Origin of the sequence: Acinetobacter sp. Ac_5812, from assembly GCF_013072695.1 — a bacterium.
Classification (GTDB): Bacteria; Pseudomonadota; Gammaproteobacteria; order Pseudomonadales; family Moraxellaceae; genus Acinetobacter.
Window position 1 is genome coordinate 435,575 of sequence record NZ_LXUK01000022.1, and the last position, 15,992, is coordinate 451,566.

17 protein-coding genes and 1 pseudogene are annotated in these 15,992 nt (G+C 38.8%); 15 read left to right on the forward strand and 3 right to left on the reverse strand.

Going from position 1 to position 15,992, the window contains the following annotated elements; all coding sequences use genetic code 11:
* Positions 1–73: 73 nt before the first annotated feature.
* From A7P55_RS15545 to A7P55_RS15560, 4 genes and pseudogenes are all read left to right on the forward strand, one after another.
* The gene (locus tag A7P55_RS15545) at positions 74–787 is read left to right on the forward strand and encodes a helix-turn-helix transcriptional regulator (RefSeq protein ID WP_171552795.1); all 714 of its coding nucleotides are present in this window, start codon (positions 74–76) and stop codon (positions 785–787) included.
* Positions 788–872: 85 nt separating this feature from the next.
* Positions 873–2,336 (forward strand): indoleacetamide hydrolase, encoded by a 1,464-nt coding sequence (gene iaaH / locus A7P55_RS15550; RefSeq protein ID WP_171552796.1) that lies wholly within the window; start codon positions 873–875, stop codon positions 2,334–2,336.
* 178 nt (positions 2,337–2,514) lie between these two features.
* Positions 2,515–3,545: pseudogene (locus A7P55_RS15555) on the forward strand (M20/M25/M40 family metallo-hydrolase).
* A 148-nt stretch (positions 3,546–3,693) separates the two neighbouring features.
* Positions 3,694–3,843, forward strand: a complete 150-nt coding sequence (locus A7P55_RS15560) for a hypothetical protein (RefSeq protein ID WP_005294219.1) — start codon at positions 3,694–3,696, stop codon at positions 3,841–3,843.
* Positions 3,844–3,946: 103 nt separating this feature from the next.
* Here A7P55_RS15560 and A7P55_RS15565 read toward each other — a convergent pair whose 3' ends face one another.
* The 3 genes from A7P55_RS15565 to A7P55_RS15575 all read right to left on the reverse strand — a co-directional run bounded on the left by A7P55_RS15565 (position 3,947) and on the right by A7P55_RS15575 (position 6,735).
* On the reverse strand, positions 3,947–5,326 hold the full coding sequence (locus A7P55_RS15565) for a heavy metal sensor histidine kinase (protein WP_171552797.1): 1,380 nt from the start codon (positions 5,324–5,326) through the stop codon (positions 3,947–3,949).
* Positions 5,319–5,999 (reverse strand): heavy metal response regulator transcription factor, encoded by a 681-nt coding sequence (locus tag A7P55_RS15570; RefSeq protein WP_005153017.1) that lies wholly within the window; start codon positions 5,997–5,999, stop codon positions 5,319–5,321. The genes A7P55_RS15565 and A7P55_RS15570 overlap by 8 nt, the downstream gene beginning before the upstream one ends.
* Before the next feature lie 121 nt (positions 6,000–6,120).
* The gene (locus A7P55_RS15575; RefSeq protein ID WP_171552798.1) at positions 6,121–6,735 is read right to left on the reverse strand and encodes a DoxX family protein; all 615 of its coding nucleotides are present in this window, start codon (positions 6,733–6,735) and stop codon (positions 6,121–6,123) included.
* Positions 6,736–6,898: 163 nt separating this feature from the next.
* On the opposite strand from A7P55_RS15575, the gene A7P55_RS15580 reads away from it, so the two are divergent.
* The 11 genes from A7P55_RS15580 (at position 6,899) to A7P55_RS15630 (ending at position 15,977) form a co-directional block, all read left to right on the forward strand.
* The gene (locus tag A7P55_RS15580) at positions 6,899–7,207 is read left to right on the forward strand and encodes a hypothetical protein (protein WP_005153013.1); all 309 of its coding nucleotides are present in this window, start codon (positions 6,899–6,901) and stop codon (positions 7,205–7,207) included.
* A 69-nt stretch (positions 7,208–7,276) separates the two neighbouring features.
* Positions 7,277–8,140 carry a DUF692 domain-containing protein gene (locus tag A7P55_RS15585; protein WP_171552799.1) on the forward strand — a complete coding sequence of 288 codons (864 nt, stop codon included), beginning with the start codon at positions 7,277–7,279 and terminating at the stop codon, positions 8,138–8,140.
* Positions 8,091–8,849 carry a putative DNA-binding domain-containing protein gene (locus tag A7P55_RS15590; RefSeq protein ID WP_171552800.1) on the forward strand — a complete coding sequence of 253 codons (759 nt, stop codon included), beginning with the start codon at positions 8,091–8,093 and terminating at the stop codon, positions 8,847–8,849. Before A7P55_RS15585 ends, A7P55_RS15590 begins: the two co-directional genes overlap by 50 nt.
* Positions 8,846–9,466 carry an RNA polymerase factor sigma-70 gene (locus A7P55_RS15595; RefSeq protein WP_171552801.1) on the forward strand — a complete coding sequence of 207 codons (621 nt, stop codon included), beginning with the start codon at positions 8,846–8,848 and terminating at the stop codon, positions 9,464–9,466. The genes A7P55_RS15590 and A7P55_RS15595 overlap by 4 nt, the downstream gene beginning before the upstream one ends.
* The gene (locus A7P55_RS15600) at positions 9,460–9,639 is read left to right on the forward strand and encodes a zf-HC2 domain-containing protein (RefSeq protein ID WP_216078069.1); all 180 of its coding nucleotides are present in this window, start codon (positions 9,460–9,462) and stop codon (positions 9,637–9,639) included. Before A7P55_RS15595 ends, A7P55_RS15600 begins: the two co-directional genes overlap by 7 nt.
* Positions 9,640–9,841: 202 nt before the next feature.
* Positions 9,842–10,831: an acyl-CoA desaturase gene (locus A7P55_RS15605; protein ID WP_171552803.1), complete on the forward strand. Its 990-nt coding sequence runs from the start codon at positions 9,842–9,844 to the stop codon at positions 10,829–10,831.
* On the forward strand, positions 10,828–12,105 hold the full coding sequence (locus tag A7P55_RS15610; protein WP_171552804.1) for an NAD(P)-binding protein: 1,278 nt from the start codon (positions 10,828–10,830) through the stop codon (positions 12,103–12,105). The genes A7P55_RS15605 and A7P55_RS15610 overlap by 4 nt, the downstream gene beginning before the upstream one ends.
* A 10-nt stretch (positions 12,106–12,115) precedes the next feature.
* Positions 12,116–12,931 carry a DUF1365 domain-containing protein gene (locus tag A7P55_RS15615; RefSeq protein WP_171552805.1) on the forward strand — a complete coding sequence of 272 codons (816 nt, stop codon included), beginning with the start codon at positions 12,116–12,118 and terminating at the stop codon, positions 12,929–12,931.
* Complete coding sequence (locus A7P55_RS15620) at positions 12,906–14,105, forward strand: cyclopropane-fatty-acyl-phospholipid synthase family protein (protein WP_171552806.1); 1,200 nt, start codon at positions 12,906–12,908, stop codon at positions 14,103–14,105. The genes A7P55_RS15615 and A7P55_RS15620 overlap by 26 nt, the downstream gene beginning before the upstream one ends.
* Positions 14,106–14,139: 34 nt before the next feature.
* Entirely contained in the window at positions 14,140–14,919 is a 780-nt protein-coding gene (locus A7P55_RS15625; protein WP_171552807.1) for a DUF1295 domain-containing protein, read from the forward strand.
* A gap of 8 nt (positions 14,920–14,927) precedes the next feature.
* Positions 14,928–15,977, forward strand: coding sequence for a cyclopropane-fatty-acyl-phospholipid synthase family protein (locus A7P55_RS15630; RefSeq protein ID WP_171553266.1), 1,050 nt, complete (start codon positions 14,928–14,930; stop codon positions 15,975–15,977).
* Positions 15,978–15,992: the final 15 nt, after the last annotated feature.

Below are 15,992 nucleotides of genomic sequence, written 5' to 3' on the forward strand. Positions count from 1 at the left end.
TGAACGACAAGGAATCTCTGTTCACCCTCATTCTAATCAGGAGCGGTGTCTTAAGATAAAAAGGTAGCAGGCTATGCTTTTGGAATATGATTTAAGCTCATCCGAGTTTGGTCTTCTTTCTGAAATACTTTGGAAATTAGGTTCAGGCAAAGGACAGCAAAGCTTACGCGAAACAGTGCTTGTCGATATCGCAACTTTATTGAGAGCGGATTTTGCCGCTTCTTATATTTGGGATGCAAAACAGCATGTATCTAAACAGGCCATCATGTGGCAAATTGATCCTAAAGCAATTCTAGAGTATGAGCGAATTTGGCAACATCATGACCCGATTACGTCTCAGTTGCGGGAACGGCAACAAGCCACTTTCGTTAATGAAATCATTTCGCTATCAGAACTAAAAAGAACGGATTATTACAATGAATTTCTACGCCCTTATGGCTTGTATCATGGGCTAAATATTTACTTTGTTCGGGATGGGATAGATCTAGGTGATTTACGTATCTGGCGTGCTCAAGATTCACTGATGTTTAGTGAGCGAGAGAAAAGAATCTTAAATCTACTTGAACCTTATATGACCCGAGCCTTACCGATGGATTTATCGACTCAGTACGATTTAACCCAACGGGAGCAAGAAGTGGTCATGTTAGTCTGTAAAGGGTTGAGTGATAAACATGTTGCCAATTTGCTCGATATTGGTTTCACCACGGTCAGGACGCATCTCAAAAATGCCATGAAAAAAATAGGCTGTCATAATCGTACAGAAATGGCCTCACTGATACATTCTTGATGATCTCCTCAATTTTGAGGATATTCAATGCACTTAAAACGGTACAAATTATAAAAATAATTACTTAAATGGATTTTAAGTCAAAATGTTAAATATGAATGAAAAATTAGATCAGGACCAAGAATTTCAACTTGATAGAGCCACAATCAGCGAGATTACAGCTTTGGTTCGTGATCGAAAAGTTTCTTGTGAAGAATTGGTATGCCGCTATTTTGAAAAGATTGAAGCACAACAATCTTTAAATGCATTTATTAGCCTTGATAAAAATGCAGCAATTCAACAAGCACAATTCTGGGATCAATCCATCCGTACAGGAGCCGCTTGTCCTGACTTAATTGGTGTGATGATTGCCGTTAAAGATAATATTCATGTTGCAGGTTTTCCCAATAGTGCTGGCACACCTGCATTAGCGCAGTTTAGACCCAAAACAACGGCTCCTGTCATTCAAGCATTAATTGATCAAGGAGCCATTATTGTTGGAAAAGCCAATATGCATGAATTGGCTTTTGGCGTCACAGGCTATAACACAGCCATGCATATTAACGGGGTTGTTGGTACTCGCAATGCGGTGAATCCTTTACATATTGCGGGTGGTTCTTCTTCTGGAAGTGCCGTTGCGGTTGCCGCAGGAATGGTTCCGATTGCAATCGGAACGGATACGGGAGCTTCGGTTAGATTACCGAGCGCTTTGAATGGGTGTATTGGTTTTCGTCCAACGCTAGGACGATATGCGCAAAAAGATATTACGCCAATTTCTCATACCCGTGACACCGCTGGACCTATGACGCATTGTATGGCTGATATTATTGTGATTGATCAGTTAATTGCACCGTCAGCTCAACCATTTTCATTGCCAAAACAGCCGATTAGACTTGGAATCAATGCTTATTTTTGGGAAAGTTTAGATGACGATGTTCATGAACAAGCGCATAAGGCACTACAACTGTTAAAAACAGCAGGTATCGAAATTATTCCTGTCGATCTGCCGGATTTAGCGCAGATAAATCAACGTATTTCATTTCCTGTGGTGATTTACGAAGGCAAATATGATTTGATCCAATATTTAGAAAATAATGAGATTGGAGTGACTCTAGACGCTGTGGTTGATCAGATCTCCAGTCCAGATGTGCAGCAGATTTTTAAGCAAAATATTCTGCCTGAGTTGATTATTGATTCGACTGGGCAACTGGTGTCCGTTGATGCTTTATATCAGGAAGCAATTACAGAAGCTCGACCACAATTACTTTCACTCTATGAAAAAGCCTTCAGAGAGCATCAACTTAATGCATTAATATTTCCAACGTCTCCAATTGTTGCGCCGTTGGTGAGTGAGCAGGTAAGCTCAATTGAAAACTTTCAAACCCTGATTCGTAATACTGATCCTGGGAGTAATATTGGGCTACCAGGGCTGAGTTTACCGATTGGTCGCGGAGCGAAGTCAAAACTACCGATTGGATTAGAGATCGATGGTTTACCGAATACGGATCAGGAAATATTGGCGATTGGGCAAGTCTTGGAACAGATTTTTAGGGCTTTGAATCATCACTAAAATAACTCTGATTACCACTTAAAGCCTGTCTCATTGAGGAAAGGCTTTAAGCAAATAGATCTAAGCAGCCATCTGATTTTGATTAAGCAATATGAAAAGATACAAATCGAAATGGCAAATACTGATTTGCAAATCTAGTATTAAGCTTACTTTATAAAAATCGGTTTAAGTTTATTTTATGTTTTTAAAGAAATTTTTAAGTATTTGTGTTTTAAGTAGCATGTTTGCAATCAGTGGCTGTCAAAAAAACGATCAACAGGCCAAAGAAAAAGTTGAAGATATAACTCAATCGGGTCTTAAGCTGGATGCGACACAGATGATGATGCATTTGCAAGCTTTTGAACAAATTGCTAAGCATCATGGCGGTAATCGTGCTGTCGGTACGCAAGGTGGTTTGGCAAGTGCAGACTATATTTTAAATCAAGCCAAGCAAGCAGGTTTTAGTACAGAGGTTCAGACTTTTGAAAATCGGGAAAAGACCAAAGGCCAAAATATTATCGTGAAGATTTCTGGGGAGTCAAAACAAAACGTGATTTTGTTAGGTGCGCATTATGATTCAGTCAAAATGGGGCCTGGCATCAATGACAATGCTTCTGGTGTGGCCTTATTACTTGATTTAATGACACAGCTATCGACCAAAAAAATAAAGCCGAAAAACACCATTTATTTGGCATTCTGGGATTCAGAAGAGGTGGGGATTGCGGGTTCTCAAGCTTATGTGGAGAAGCTGACTGCTGAACAATTAGAGTCAATTAAAGCTTATATCAATCTTGATATGATCGGCACTAAAGACCCCGAAATCCTGATTGCAGATGGTGATAAATCATCTGTGGATGAGATGGAAAAATGTTAAAAGAGCGTGGCATGCAGGAACAGGACTATAAGCCATTACTCGATGGTTTGCGTAGCCTTCCGAGCCATGCCGGAGATTTAGCATTAGAAAAAACGCTCAAGGAATTTTTTAAAGCAAAAAATCTAAAAATTAAAGAAGATGTCTCGACCTTAACGGCCAGTGATACCGCTCCATTCTTGGGTAAAGTTCCAGTGACCGCTGTCATCTTGTTTAATGAACAAATGAAAGGGGATGAACTTGAGTTCGCGCCGTGCTATCACAAAGCGTGTGATACGATTGAGCAGGTTGATCCAAAGTCAATGCAATTGGCAGGTGATGCAGTCACTCATTTATTAACCGTTCTAGATAAACAATAAGATTGAATGGAGTGATCTTATATATTTGATGAATCAATTGTACTGTTAAGCCTGTGTAGAAATAACAAAATTGTCATTTTCAGGTCATGCTACTGTTGGGAAACCTGTTCTATCTTATAGGTAGTTAAGAGAGAAAAGGTAAGTCGACATGAAAGCATTAGTTAAACTCATCCTTATCGTATCATTTGCATCAACAGCGAGCCTGAGCTACGCAGATGGCGGATTAATGTTCCTTGAGAAAAACAAGGAGCGTAATACTGTTGTACAAGGCAATGATGGTCAGGCTCCATCAAAGTAATGCAGGATTTCAAGAACGGGATCATAAAACTTAGGGCTGAGTTTTATGATCTTTTACTGTATGTGTGCCCATTAAATGAAAAGTTTTTAACCTCTTTTCCAATTTATTTGCTGAAAATAATCCGAAAGACGATGTTTTCACCTTCAATAAATACATCAATTTTAGCATTGTGGATTTCTACAATTGATTTGGTAATCGCCAGTCCTAAACCTGTGCCATCTTCTGCTTTATGCCTAGATGAATCCAAGCGATAGAAGCGATCAAAAAAACGCGAAAGCTGCAAAGCTGTGAGGGTCTGCATTTCATCGGGAACTTTATTTTTAATCAAGATCACTGAGTTTTGAGTATCTTCGCTTAACTGAATCTGTAAAACAGAATCAGCTTCACCATATTTAATGGCATTGGAAATCAAATTATTAAAGGCCCTACGAATCATGGCTGGTTCTGCTTCAATATGTGCCTGACCTGTTTGCTCCAAAACGATATTCTTATCGGCAGCAAATGCTTCAAAGTATTCAAACAGGACTTTCATTTCTTGTACTAGATCAATGCTCTTTTTACTTTTCAAGGCCAAATTGTGATCCGATTTTGCCAGAAACAGCATATCTGAAATCATTTTTGCTAAATGTTCATATTCCTCCAGATTGGAAAAGAGTACATCTTGATATTGCTCAAGCGTTCTTGGCTTGGTTAAGGAAACCTGAGTTTGCATCATCAGGTTATTGATCGGTGTTCTGATTTCATGTGCCAAGTCACTTGAAAAAGCAGAAAGTTTATCGACCGAAATTTCTAAGCGATCCAACATGTCGTTGAATGCTGTGGCCAATGGCGCAAGTTCAATCGGGATATTTTTTAGATCCAGACGATTTGATAAATTATTGGCAGATATATTTTCTGATAGTCGTGCCATATTTCGAATAGGACCCAGACCTTGCCATGTTGCTAACCAGCCTAAAAACATTAACCCGATGACACCTAAAATGCCAACCATGAAAAGCTGTTGTTTAAATGAATGTAGGAAGTAGAAATTATCTGTAACTTCTATCGCAGCGATAATTTGCATGTTTTGATTGGCATTGTTGTAGTCAATGCTCTTATTCACAATGACGCCTTGATAGCTTTGATTGTTATTTTTCCAATTGACCCAACCGGCTTTTTTATTTTGGACAAATTGACTTAAATCAGTATCTACGTTTTTTTTATGATAGAGCATTTGCCCGTTGGCAAGCTTGATTTGAATCACCAGATTGTCATGGCCGATCAGTGCTTCATCTAGACTGTTTTTAAAATTGGCTGGTTTTTGCAGCATCAGATTTTCAATCAGTTGAATTTTTCCCTCTAGCTCTTTCTGATTTTGCTGATAAAAATAATTAACCACGTGTTGATTGACGAAGATCCCCATAATAACCAAGATCAAAATGGTGAATAGGGTTGAAATAAAACTGATTCTAAAACCAATCGAACGAAATAATTTATTATTCATCTTCGATCTCTAAGACATAGCCCATACCCCGAATGTTCTTAATCAACTTGGGACTGAAATCCGTATCTATTTTATTTCTGAGTCTACGAATTGCCACTTCAACGACATTGGTATCACTATCAAAGTTAATATCCCAAACCAAAGCCGCGATCAGCGATTTTGGTAAAACTTCACCTTGTCGACGCATAAACAGCTCAAGTAGAGAAAACTCTTTTGCAGTCAGGTCGATTCTTTGACCAGAACGCACCACACGGCGTTTGATCAGATCAAGATGCAAATCGGCGACAGAATAGAAAGTTTGTTCTTCTTTAATCTGGCCGCGTTTTAAAAGTGTTTTGATACGTGCCAATAATTCAGCAAATGCAAAGGGCTTGATCAGGAAATCATCTGCACCCAATTCCAATCCTTTGACCCGATCTTCAATTTGATCTCTGGCCGTCAGAAATAAAACGGGCAGAAAAGTATTTACTTTACGAATCTCGGTTAAAATTTTCCAGCCATCCAACTTGGGTAGCATGACATCTAAAATAATAAGATCATATTGTTCTGTCACAGCATGATGCAGGCCTGAAATACCATCTTGACTCCAATCTGTAACATAGCCTGCTTCAGTTAAACCTTTTTGGAGATAGTCTCCCGTTTTCTGTTCATCTTCAACGAGAAGTATTCGCATTTTTCAATATCGCCCCAAGTCTTGTTCTGTCATTTTAGCCTCAAAGATTATGACTTTTTTATAAATGACAAAATTGTAATATTGCGGTCAGCTTAATGACTTTATTGGTGCTGAGCTAATTTTAAGAAAGCCACTTCGAAATTTTTTGCTTTATCCAATAGTCCAGACTGAAATATCGACCACCACCCAATACGATCAGAGCCAATAACATGATCATATAAGTAACAGCAAACTCGATTCCATTATTCAGAATCACAAAAGAGCCGCTGGAGGTCAGCCAATCATAATTGCCATAATTTTCTAACAGTTGTCGAGCTTGTTCTAATTTCTCCGCTGAGGCCAAGACTTGTGCATTCGCAAATGGAGCATTGGAATCAGCTATCGCTTGCCAGCCATTTGGCAGATGCACTGTGACAATGGCAACCAGCATGGTAACGATCAAGGGAATACTAATCAAACGGGTGAATAAACCGAGTGCTAACAGTACAGCACCTGCGATCTCGGTCGATGTTGCCAATGCCGCCATAAGAAAAGGAAAGGGTAAACCTAAACCCCAATCTGCATTGCCAAACCATTCGACTGTATCTTGGAAGTGCATTAGCTTATTTGTACCTGCCATCCAAAAGATAGGAACTAAATAGCAACGCAGGGCGAGTGCTGCGATCCCATCACTATGTTTAAGTGCATTACAAAGCTTTTGATATTGCTGTGCGAGGGAATAAATAAATTTCTTCATGATAATTTCACACCGAATACGTTTGAATAATAATTAGTCGGGTGAGTGTTGAGTTTCTTACATAAAATTTTTTTTATTTGCACTGTAATAAATCGAGATTTAGTCCGTCTAACTTTATGTACCTATGTACAAACCGAGCAATAACCTTAAAAGGAATAGAAAAATGAACAAACTTAACTCAATGACCTCTGTCGCTGCTTTGTTAGCACTTTCAATGGTTGGTGCAACACAAGTGGCTGTCGCAGCAACCACGACAACAACAGAGGCACATGCAAGCAAAGCCGCTGATGGAAAATGTGGTGAAGCCAAGTGTGGTGCAAATAAAGCGAAACAGCAGCAAAAATCGGCTGAAGCGAAATGTGGCGCAGCAAAAAAAGCAGCGGATGCCAAGTGTGGTGCAAGCAAGAAAGCTGCGGATGCAAAATGCGGCGCTGACAAAAAAATGGCTGATGGCAAGTGTGGTGCTAAATAATCAATTAAGTCTTGGATGATGTCGGTCTAAATCTTAGATCGGCATCATTTCGATGACAGGAGCATAAACATGTTCGAATTGACTGGTATCGGACTGGGTTTAAGGCGTGAGTTTATCGATACTTTCTTAAGTGCTGATACACATCCAGATTTTATTGAAGTTGCGCCTGAAAACTGGATGGGTCTTGGTGGTCGGCATGCCAAGTTATTGGCTCAATGTGTTGAGAAAGCACCATTGATTTGTCATGGCTTATCATTATCGATTGGAGGACCGCATCCACTGAATCTCGAATTTATCCAACACGTTAAAAGTTTCATGCAACGTTATGAGGTTGCGATTTATTCTGAACATTTAAGTTATACCCACGATGGTGGCTATCTATATGATTTATTACCCATTCCAATGACCAAAGCGGCAGTGAAATATGTAGCTGAACGAATTTTACGTGTTCAAGATATTTTGGGGCAGAAACTGGTGATTGAAAATGTTTCGACTTATTTGATGCCCAATGCAGAGATGAGTGAAGCTGAGTTTGTGCGTGAGGTAATTGAACAGGCAGACTGTGAATTGCTGCTTGATGTCAATAATGTCTATGTGAATAGCATCAATCATGACAGCGATGCCTATGCTTTTATTCAATCGATGCCGAAAGAGCGAATTCGTTACTTGCATATCGCAGGCCATGAACAAGTTGAACCAAACCTATTGATTGATACTCATGGAGCTGCAATCAATGATCCTGTTTGGGAGCTTTTACAATACACTTATCAAATTTGTGGTGTTAAACCTACCTTATTAGAACGTGACTTTAATATCCCGTCATGGCAGCAGCTACAAGATGAGTTGAACAGAATCAAAATCATGCAACAACAGGAGAGTCGTGATGGAAGCAAAGCCAGTGTCCTTTCACAGCATGCAACGGCAGTTTTGTGATTGGGTTCGTGATCCTGAATTAGAGTTGCCGCAGAACTTTGCTATCGACCGAATGCAGATTTATCGAGATTTACTGTTTAATAATGTCTGCTCATTTATAAATCTGGTGTTTCCAATCGCACGTTCCATGTTGCCTGAGCTGCAATGGCAGCAATTATTGGTAGAGTTTTTTCAGAAATCTCAGTGTCAATCGCCTTTTTACAATGATATTTCTTTGCAATTTCGCTCATACCTGAATGAGCAACAGCATCCAGTATTAAAGGAATATCCTTGGTTAGCCGAATTATTGCAGTATGAGTGGTTAGAATTATATTTAGACACGGTCGAGATTGAATCTCCAGTTTTGGCTCAAGACCAAGACTGGCAATTCACCACGCAAGTATGGGTCTTGGCATATCAATATCCTGTCTATCATTGGACAATTACAATGACACCAGCTTTAGTAGAAACGATGCCAACTGCGATTATGGTGTGGCGCGATGCTCTTGATCAGGTATGTGTTGAAGCTTTGTCACCTTTATTCGCTGTATTGATCGAACAACTGAGTCAAAATGGATTGGTACAACAAGATTTGCATGATCTCATCCAATCCTTTCTTCCAGATCTATCTGAGCAAGAGATTCAAATACAAATCTGTGCGTTAAAAGGATTATTAACTCGGTTAAGATTAATTTATGTTCCCCACAATAATGATGAGATACAGGGATGAATTCAGCTTCAGCACATAATCATGAAGATTTTTTAGATCAGTTGCATAATCCCGCTTTTTTACAGGATTTAAGACAGCAGATGATTAAATTTGCCGTCTTACAACTTGCTTCATTGCCTCAGGCAGAAGATGTGGTGCAAGAAGCACTGACCAGTGCATTTCAACATTTAGACTCTTTTACAGGGCGAGCTGCGTTTAAAACCTGGGTGTTTGCAATTTTAAAAAATAAGATTATTGATTTGATCCGACAAAAATCCCGTTTAGTGAGTATGAGTGAACTTTTTAAAGATGAAGAGAGTGAACTCAGTATCGACGCTTTATTTGATGCTTCAGGACATTGGCACAAATATGAAGCACCACAAGCGTGGCTAAGCCCAGAAGAAATGATGGAACAACAAGATTTCTGGATTATTTTTGATGCGTGCTTGAATCACTTACCCGCGAAATACGCTCAGGTGTTCATGCTACGAGAGATGATTGAGCTGAGTTCCAATGAAATTTGTGAAAAGCTTGAGCTCACCGTCTCAAATTTTAATGTACTGATGTATCGAAGTCGGACGCGTCTGCGCGAATGTTTGGAAAATAAGTGGTTATTGAAGGAGGATTGCTCATGTTAACCTGTCGCCAAGTCACCCAACTATTATCCGAGAAGCAGGACAGAACACTCTTATTACGAGAGCAGAGCAATCTACAACTGCATTTATTGGCTTGCCGTTCATGCCGTCGTTATGGAAAGCAGATTAGGACTTTATCTCAACTTTCAAAAGAATTTAAAACATTTGATCGTTGATTTATTTCATATGGCATCTTTAGTTTGCTCTTGATGTTTATGGATACATTATCTTGTATTGAAGAAAATTAATTTCAATATAAACCTATGTTTTTTAATAATTTTGAATTAATATTAACAATTATAAATCAGGCTTCACATAAACTTCATATCGAATTTCCTAAAATGATAATTATAAAAAAGAGGTAGTCAGGAAGAATCAATGTTTAAATTTTTTCTGGGATGGATAGATAGTTGGTCAAATACAAATACGCCTGGATCAAATCCAATTGATGGCCCTAAAAGCATTAAAGATACTCAAGTCCAATGGTTGAGAATTATACCGTTTATTTTATTACATATCGCTTGTTTAGCTGTATTCTGGGTAGGCGTTTCATGGTTTGCAATTATTTTTATGATCATATTTTATGTGATCAGAATGTTTGCAATTACCGCCTTTTTCCATCGTTATTTATCCCATAAAACATTTCAAACTTCACGGCCAGTACAATTTGTTTTTCTGCTTGTAGGAACAATGAGTGCACAACGTGGCCCGCTCTGGTGGGCTGCGCATCATCGGTATCACCATCATTTTACCGATACAGAACAAGACCCTCATTCATCTACCCATGGTTTTTGGTACAGCCATATTGGGTGGTTTTTGAATGAACAAAATTTCTCGACGCGTAAACATGTCATCAAAGACTGGCTAAAATTTCCTGAAATCATCTGGTTAGATCGCTTTAGTTTACCCATTGTTCTAATGACCGCTTTTGCTGTCTATGCATTGGGTGAGTGGCTCGCTGCTACTCATCCGAATTTAGGCACTTCGGGGCTGCAACTATTGGTGTGGGGCTTTGTTGTTTCGACCGTGTTGTTGATTCATGCGACTTTATGTATTAACTCGCTGGCCCATTTATACGGAAGCAGAGATTTCGATACCACGGATAATAGTCGTAATAATCTTCTTCTCTCAATTATAACGTTAGGTGAGGGATGGCATAACAATCATCATTATTATGCAGGTAGTACGCGTCAAGGTTTTTTCTGGTGGCAAATTGATATCACTTATTATGTTTTAAAAGCAATGTCTTGGCTGGGGTTAATCTGGGGAATAAAACCTGTGCCACAACGTATTTATGCTGCTTATAACAGCCAAAAACAAAATCTGAAAATGAACCCAATCAAAACTCAAACGAAGGAGTCTTCATGAAAATTGCAATTGTTGGCTCTGGTATTTCTGGAATGTATGCTGCTTGGAAACTTTCAAAAAAGCATCATGTCACTATTTTTGAAAAAGAGAATTATTTTGGTGGGCATACCGATACCCATGAGTTTAGTATTGATCAAAAGAATGTAACCATAGACAGTGGTTTTATTGTCTTCAATGCGTATAACTATCCACTTTTTAGCGCCATGATTGCTGAATTAGGTGTACAAGCGCAAAGCAGTGACATGAGTTTTTCAGTGAATAACCAAGTGACAGGACTGCAATATAATCCTTCAAAGAAATGGTCATTATTGGTTAGACCACAAAACTTTTTAAATAAAAACTTTCGTGTGATGCTGTCGGATTTACTTCGCTTTTATAAAGAAAATAAAGATGTTTCTGTTGAAGAAAGTCATCCTGAATTGACCATTGATGAGTATTTAAATCATCATGGATATTCTCAGGTGTTTAGAGATGAACATCTGTATCCAATGTGCGGGGCGCTTTGGTCAAGCCCTGTCGATCAAGTGGGCAATATTCCCTACAAGTTCGTGGTAAGTTTTTTTCAGCATCACCGTATGCTGCAATTAAAAGATCGACCACAGTGGCAAACTGTTAAAGGTGGCTCAATATCCTACATCTACGCGATTCAACATCATTGCCCAACGATTACTTGGAAAAAAAATCAAGTAAAGCAAGTGATACGCAGCGAAGATCATATTTCTATTGTGACAGCACATGGGCAAGAGCAATTTGACTGGGTCATTTTTGCAAGTCATGCCGACGACACTTTAAAACTATTAGATGAGCCTTCAAACATAGAGCGTGAAGTCTTAGGCAGTTTTGATTACCAAGATAATCGTATGGTGGTACACCATGATACATCGATTATGCCGAAATCTAGATCACAGTGGGCAAGCTGGCATGTTCATGTGACTCCGCAAGCTCAAAATGAACAATCGACATTGACTGACAATGTTCACTTTGGATTTACCTACTGGATGAACAGTTTGCAAAATTTGAACTGTAAAACACAGGTTTTTTCTACACTTAATCCCAATACACCGATCGCCAAAGATAAGATTTATATTGAAAGACATTATCGTCATCCCGTATTTAATAAAACTGCACTTGAGGCTCAATCCCGTTGGCATGAATTAAATGGCCAAAATCGTAGTTCATTTTGTGGTGCGTATTGGGGGTGGGGATTTCATGAAGATGGGGCAAGAAGTGCTGAACGTGTTGTAGAACATTTAATGACTATGGCTGATGAATAGGGGGCTGAGTATGTTAGAAACTCCACTTGCTATCGCGAAAGCTAAAATTAGACATCGCCGATTTAGCCCTAAGGCACATCAATTTGAAGCCACATTAAGCTATTTATATTTTGATCCTGATCAGATAACGAAGAAACTCAGTGATTCATGGTTATGTTCAACAGCACACTGGAATCTTCTAAAGGTAGATGAAAATGATTTTTTGCAGGGTTATACAGGGAATTTAAGACAAAGAATAAAGAAAATCTTATTGCAGCAAGTGGATGCAGTCTTGCCGATACAAGCAGAAATTCGTGTATTGGCTTTACCACGAATGCTTGGTTTCAGTTTTAATTCGGTTGTTTTTTATTTTATTTTTAATAGTCAAAAACAGCTTATTTTTATCTTATCTGAGATCACCAATACGCCATGGAAAGAACGCAAAGTTTATGTGCATGATTGTCGTGATAAGTTAGAACACTATTCTGAGTATCATGGTGCAGCGTTTGAATTTCAAAAAAGTTTTCATGTTTCTCCATTTATGCCAATGCATATTCAGTACAAATGGCGCTTTAACTTTTCTGATGCTCAAAACGTCATTCATATGCAGCTTTATCAAACACAAAAATTAATTTTTGATGCAACGATGCTTTTCGAATTAGAAAATATCACAGTTCCTTCACAGCTCAATCGTTATGCTGTTCGTTATGTTTTTGAACCTTTCAAAATGCTCGCTTCGATTTATTTACAAGCATTTTATTTATGGCGAAAGAAAGTTCCATTTTATCGGCACCCTAAAAAAGATAAGGATTTAAAACAAGATGATCAAAACGCTTATTTTCGGTGAAAACGATTCACTCCCATTGGTTTTACGCAGCTTACTCAAACTTCGTCATGGTCAAATTCATTTCCGTGGTGAATGGAACGGCACGGTAGGTGAAGTTTCTGATTTAGAAGCAACGGTAGATGTATATAATAAAGCCCTCATTGATCTAATTTTTAAAAATGGTGTACTTGGGGCGGCTGAGGGTTATATTCAAGGGTATTGGAGCAGTGAAAACTTAGTTGAACTGATCCAAATTTTAGCGAGAAACCGTCATGTTCTCGATAAAATTAATCAAAATATGCTTTCGCAAGCAAGCCAACTGATTTTAAAAGCGTGGTACAAAACACGTAAAAATTCATTATCAGGCAGCCGTAAAAACATTGCAGAGCACTATGATCTCAGCAATGATTTTTTCAAGCTCTTTCTAGATTCTTCCATGATGTATTCTAGTGCAGTCTATAAACAAGCAAACATGACATTAGAGCAAGCATCTGATTATAAAAAAGAATTGATCTGCCAAAAATTGCAATTGAAACCCATGGACCATCTCGTTGAAATCGGAAGCGGTTGGGGCGGTTTTGCGATCTATGCAGCCCAGCATTACGGCTGTAAAGTGACCACAATTACGATTTCACAGGCTCAGTACGATGAGGCAAATAAACGTATTGCAGCAGCAGGTTTAAGCCATCGTGTACAGGTTGAACTCAAAGATTACCGTTTATTGGAAGGCAAGTTCGATAAATTGGTTTCCATCGAAATGATCGAAGCTGTGGGAGAACAATATTTATCAACCTACTTTAATAAATGTAGATCCCTGCTTAAGCCAACTGGTTTGGGATTGATCCAAGCCATTACCATTGAAGATGCACGTTATAAAAAGGCCTTAAGCACTGTGGATTATATTAAGCGCTATATTTTTCCGGGTAGCTTTATTCCATGTATTAGTGTGCTAACCCAAGCCGCATCTGAACAGAAACTGCGTTTAAAACATCTTGACGATATTGGGCTTAGCTATGCTGAAACGATTCATCAATGGCGTGAACGTTTTTTAAATGCCAAACCACAAGTATTGGCACTCGGTTTTGATGAAAACTTTATTCGAATGTGGGATTTCTATCTTTGTTACTGCGAAGGTGGCTTTAAAGAAGGTGTAATCAGTAATGTACAGCTCTTATTCGAAGCAAATCCTTATTAATAATCAACTTATGTGATACGTCAGGGAGACAGTCATGTTGTGGCAATTGTTTGTACTTGATGTTGTCGTGATGACAATTTGCTGGTTATGGGCGACATACAACCATCGTGCAGGCATTGTTGATGTGGCATGGAGTTTTTGTATTGCCCTGAATATTGTACTTACTGCAGGGTCTGTTGATACCGCTCCAATAGAGATTAGATGGTTTATTGGAATATTGAGTACTGTTTGGTTTTTACGCCTAAGTGTGCATTTATTTCGCCGTTATGTGGCCGAACATGAAGAAGATCGCCGATATGCCAATATGCGTCTAGCAATGGGGAAATATCAACACCTTGGCTTTTTTGCTTTTTTTATGTTTCAGGCTGGTTTAGCAATTTTATTCAGTATTCCAATGTGGAGTTTACTGAATGTGCCTAGTTCGGTTTGGAATAACCAAAGCAATGATCTTCTTATTATTGCAGGCATGATTATGGTGATTGCATTTATGGGGGAAGTAATTGCAGACCAGCAATTGTACCGTTTCAAGCAAAATCCACAGAATGATGGAAAGACGATGGATCAGGGGCTATGGAAATACTCCCGTCATCCAAACTACTTTTTTGAATGGATACATTGGTTTGCCTACCCAGTAATCGGGATGGCAGCAGGATTATATAGCCTATGGATTTATCCTGTTTTGATGTGGTTCTTTTTGTATTACATCACGGGGATTCCATTCAGTGAACAACAAGCATTAAAAAATCGGGGTCAGAATTATCTCGATTATCAAAAACGAACTTCTATGTTTATTCCATGGAAACCCAAACAATAGGTGAGCGTATGGACTTTATTATTCAGCAATCATTGAAACTCGTTGAGAGCGGTCTAGTGCCCGATCAAGCGATTCGTGCAGCAATTCGTACATTAAGTAAAAAGCGTTTGATTCAAGAGGGTCGCTATGATTCAGAACAGGGTGCTCAACGCTATATGGATGTGTTGAACATGTTGAAGCAGAGTGAAATTGCGATTGAAACAGACAAAGCCAATGAACAACATTATGAGTTGCCAACCGCTTTCTTTCAGGCAGTTTTAGGCAAAAGATTAAAATACAGTGCCTGTTTTTTTGCTGATGATACAACCCAATTAGATGAGGCAGAAGAGTTCGCACTGCAAGTTTACAGTGAACGAGCGCAATTGCATGATGGTCAAAATATCTTGGAACTCGGCTGTGGTTGGGGTTCTTTTACCTTATGGATGGCGGAGCATTATCCGAACGCTAAAATTACTGCAGTATCTAATTCCGCAACGCAACGTCAACATATTTTAGCTGAAGCAGAAAAACGTGGTCTACAAAATATTAAAATCATCACTTGTGATGTCAACATACTCGAATTAAAAGAAAATTCGTTTGATCGTGTTGTGTCTGTAGAAATGTTTGAGCACGTTAGAAACTATCAAAAATTATTTCAGAAAATTCAATTATGGCTCAAACCTAATGGATTGTTATGGTGTCATATTTTTTGCCATCGCTTTTTACACTATCCATTTGAAATAAAAAGTGAATATGACTGGATGTCACGCTACTTCTTTACGGGTGGATTAATGCCAGCAACGTCTACATTTTTACATTTTCAAACGCATTTAGAGTTATCACAGCATTGGCAATGGTCAGGTACACACTACGAAAAAACAGCAAATGCCTGGCTCGAAAACATGGATCGTAACGCTGCACAATTAAAACCACTGTTCGAGCAAGTATATGCACAGCATGCCGATGCTTGGTGGCAACGTTGGCGTATCTTTTTTATGGCTTGTGCGGAACTGTTTGGATTTGAACAAGGACAAGAATGGGTCATCGGTCACTTCCTGTTCAAAAAGAAAACCGTATAATTAAAATCAGAATCT